Raw genomic sequence first — 3,761 nt, 5'->3', positions numbered from 1 at the left:
TATTTCTGTTAGCCCCTATCCGGGGCGGGACTTCATTTCTTTTCAAACGCGAAAAGAAACGAAGCAAAGAAACGCGTTTTGAACCGCCAATTTTTAAGTGTCGTCTTTGCAGATTTTAGGTTTTTGGCACGAACGTAGCACGGCCCCCACCCATCAATCCGCAGTAGAACACCCCCTCAAGCACAAACGGCACTCACTCGCTTCGCCTCAACGGTCGTATCTCGGCGACTATCCGTGTCCTCGCACCACCCACGCGTGTGGTATCCGCTCCTTCGTGCTGCGTCGCGCTTCGCGCGCCCCAAACGAGCAAGGCAACAACGAAGCGGCATTCCGCCGACCTTGCCACTGATGTTATCGCTGGCGCTACCGTTGACGTTACTGCTGTTGTTGCCATAAGCCTTATGCCATGCGTTGCCACCTGCAGCAACGCGATTGGGGCAATTGGGGCGAAGCGTGTGCGCGGCGTTCGCGCTTGAGGGCGGCGTTCAACTGCGGATTAGATTTTTGGGGCCGTGCTACGTTCGTGCCAAAAACCTGAAATGCGCAACGACGACACTTAAATGTTGGCGGTTCAAAACGCGTTTCTTTGCTTCGTTTCTTTGCGCGTTTGCAAAGAAATGAAGTCCCGCCCCGGATAGGGGCTAACAGAAATAAGCAAGAAAATCCGACTTAAGCAGAACGACCACGCGAGCAGAAGGACTCAATGCTAGCCCCACACTCGCCGCGAGCAGCACTCCGTCCACCCTAGCCCCACACTCGCCGCGAGCAGCACCCCCTCCCTACCCCCACACTCTCAACGTCGCCCGGTCCGAACGGACGAAACCGACGGAACGCTTTGCAGCACCGGCGGCATCGTCGTCTGATACTCCGGCACCCATCGACGCAAATCACGGCGCACTTCTTCGTCCGCTAACACCCGGTGCTGCATGAGCCAGGGGAGCAATTCATCGAGGAAATGATCCGGCACCCCACGCGCCTGTGCGATCCGTAGCTTGGGGTGCGGCGTGCGCGTGGTGGTTTCGTCGTCGGCGAGGAGTTCTTCGTACAGCTTTTCGCCCGGACGCAAACCCGAAAACACAATACGGATCTGATCTTCCGAGAAGCCGTACAGTCGAATCAAGTCGCGCGCCAGGTCAACAATCTTCACCGGCTGGCCCATGTCCAGAATGAAGATTTCTCCGCCCTGCCCCATGCTCGAAGCCTGCAGCACAAGTTGCGCCGCCTCGGGAATCGTCATGAAAAAGCGCGTGATTTCCGGATGCGTCACCGTAACCGGACCACCCTTCGCAATCTGCTGCTGGAACTTCGGGATCACGCTGCCCGCGCTGCCCAGCACATTGCCAAACCGAACGGTTTCGAACTGCGTGCGCGGCGCGGTCTGCTGAAGCGCCTGACACGCCATCTCCGCCAGGCGCTTGCTTGCGCCCATTACGTTGGTGGGGTTGACGGCTTTATCGGTGGAAATCAGCACGAAGTGGCTAACTTGATGACGTATCGCGGCGCGCGCCACCCGCAACGTGCCGAGCACATTGTTGCGCACGGCGGCCCACGCGTTCTGCTCTTCCATCAGCGGCACGTGCTTGTACGCAGCTGCGTGAAACACAATATGCGGCGCGAAACGCGACATGGTTTGATCGAGCAGCAACGAATCCTTCGCGTCGCCAATCACCGGTATCACCGATACCCCCGGGAAGCGCTCGTGCAATTCCTCGGTCAAGCGATACATCGCGAATTCGCTCAGGTCGTAGGCTACGAGCTGCGCCGGCGAAAACCGCAGGATCTGCCTGCACAGCTCCGAGCCGATCGATCCGCCCGCGCCCGTCACCATCACCACGCGATTGTGCAGCAGCGCTTCCACGTGCGGCATGTCGATCTTGACGGCCTCACGACCGAGCAAGTCTTCCAGGTCGATCTGGCGCACGCGCGAGAGGAATGCCTGACCTTCGGTCAATGTTGTCAGCGCGGGCAGCACCATCGCCTTCACACCGGCCCGCACGCACAAGGTAGCCACGCGCCGTTGCGCATCCACCGATGCCGACGGAATCGCGATGATCGCCGTATCCGTCTTGAGCTGCTCGGCCCACAACGGCAATTCGCTGATCGATCCCAGGACCTTGTGACCGAGGACTTCGCGGCCGCGCTTGGCGGGGTCATCGTCAAGAAGGCCCACGAGACGCCATTCACTCGACCGTTCAAGTTCGCGCACGAGGTTTGCCCCGGCCGTGCCCGCACCGAGAACGATCACGGGCTTGCCCTGACCTTTAAGGCCGCCGTAAACGTAGAACTCCTTGAGCGCACGATAGAGCGCGCGCGAACCGCCCGTCGCGAGGAACAGCAGCAACGGCGACACGATAAGCACTGAGCGCGGAATGATGGGATGAGGCTGCAACATGGCCGCGCCGATCATCACGATCAGCGAGCCGCTCGCGACCGCTTTGGAAATGCGCATCAGGTCGGGCAGGCTCGCGAACACCCACATCCCTCGATACAAGCCGAACACGCGGAACATCAGCGCGTAGATGACGATGACCCACGCCAACGCGTCCATGCCGCCGTGCCAGAATTCCGGAGGAACCGAACCATTGAAACGCAGCGCATACGCCGCGAGCCATGAGACGGCCACGGCGACCAGATCGAAGGCAAAAGCGGCCGCTGAGAGCCATGAGGGCTTAATTCGCATCGTTACCTTGTGTGAGTGTGAATTGCCGCCACTGGCGGTCGACGCGCAAACCCATCAACGCCAGGAACACGTACCACGTCACGAACAGAATCCATTGACCAGCGAGCGGCGCGCGAATGGCGACCAGCGCCACGATACCGCCGCCTAACATAAGCAAATAGTACGCCACTGCAACATACATATGGCTGTCACTGATCCTGACCAGCCGCTGATAGTAATGTTCGCGATGCGCCAGCCAGACCTTTTCGCCCCGCGCAAGACGGCGGGCGAGCGTGACGGTGGCATCGGCGACAAACGGGGCGAAGATCAGCGCGGGGAACCAGATCGGCCATGCGCCGTGCTGCCAGCCCCAGAAGCCCAGGATGCCCGCGAGAAAACCGAGCGGAATTGAGCCGGCATCGCCTAGAAATATCTTGGCTGGATGACGGTTAAAAATCAAGAAGCCCAGCCCCGCGCCCGCGATCGTCGCCGAGGCCACCGCAAGCGATGGCTGCAACCCGGCCGCCGCGACCGCGTAAAAGCCGAAGCCAAACACGGTCATTCCGCCCGCAAGCCCGTCAGAACCGTCCATGAAATTGTAAAGATTGACCACCCAGACGAGCGCGACCACGGCGATTGCCGCGAGCCACCAGGGGATATTTACCGCACTCAACGCGACGCCGGCCGCGACCACAATCAGGTGCGCCGCGAAGCGAATCCGGGCCGGCAAGCCGCGCCGGTCATCGATTTGCGACACCACGCCGAGCACCAATGCGCCCAGCACGATCAGGCGGAACGCGGGTGCATCGATCAAGATCACCAGCAGCACGGCAGGCAGCACGCCCCAGCCGCCCACGCGCGGCACCGGCCGTACGTGCAGCGAGCGATGATTCGGGATATCGACGGCGATGTCCCACGCCCAGCCCGTTCGCAGGAGCACGAGCAGGATCCCGGCGCATAGCGCGCACGCGATGCCGGCGGGGACGGCGTAGATCATCGGCGAGCCTCGTTGAACGCGCGCACCGTGATGGCGAACCCCTGCGTCACCGAAGTCGGCGGCGTCCAGCCGAGGCCTTCGCGCAAGCGCGTGCTGTCCATGCGC

General features: G+C 61.3%; 2 protein-coding genes. Both read right to left on the bottom strand.

Going from position 1 to position 3,761, the window contains the following annotated elements; genetic code table 11:
* Window positions 1–793: 793 nt before the first annotated feature.
* The gene (locus WCA53_RS03920; protein ID WP_423905658.1) at window positions 794–2,680 is read right to left on the bottom strand and encodes a polysaccharide biosynthesis protein; all 1,887 of its coding nucleotides are present in this window, start codon (window positions 2,678–2,680) and stop codon (window positions 794–796) included.
* Window positions 2,670–3,656, bottom strand: coding sequence for an MraY family glycosyltransferase (locus tag WCA53_RS03915; protein ID WP_423905656.1), 987 nt, complete (start codon window positions 3,654–3,656; stop codon window positions 2,670–2,672). The genes WCA53_RS03920 and WCA53_RS03915 overlap by 11 nt, the downstream gene beginning before the upstream one ends.
* Window positions 3,657–3,761: the final 105 nt, after the last annotated feature.

It is taken from the genome of Caballeronia sp. (assembly GCF_049581465.1).
Taxonomy (GTDB): domain Bacteria; phylum Pseudomonadota; class Gammaproteobacteria; order Burkholderiales; family Burkholderiaceae; genus Caballeronia.
This window is presented reverse-complemented; position numbering and strand designations above follow the sequence as displayed.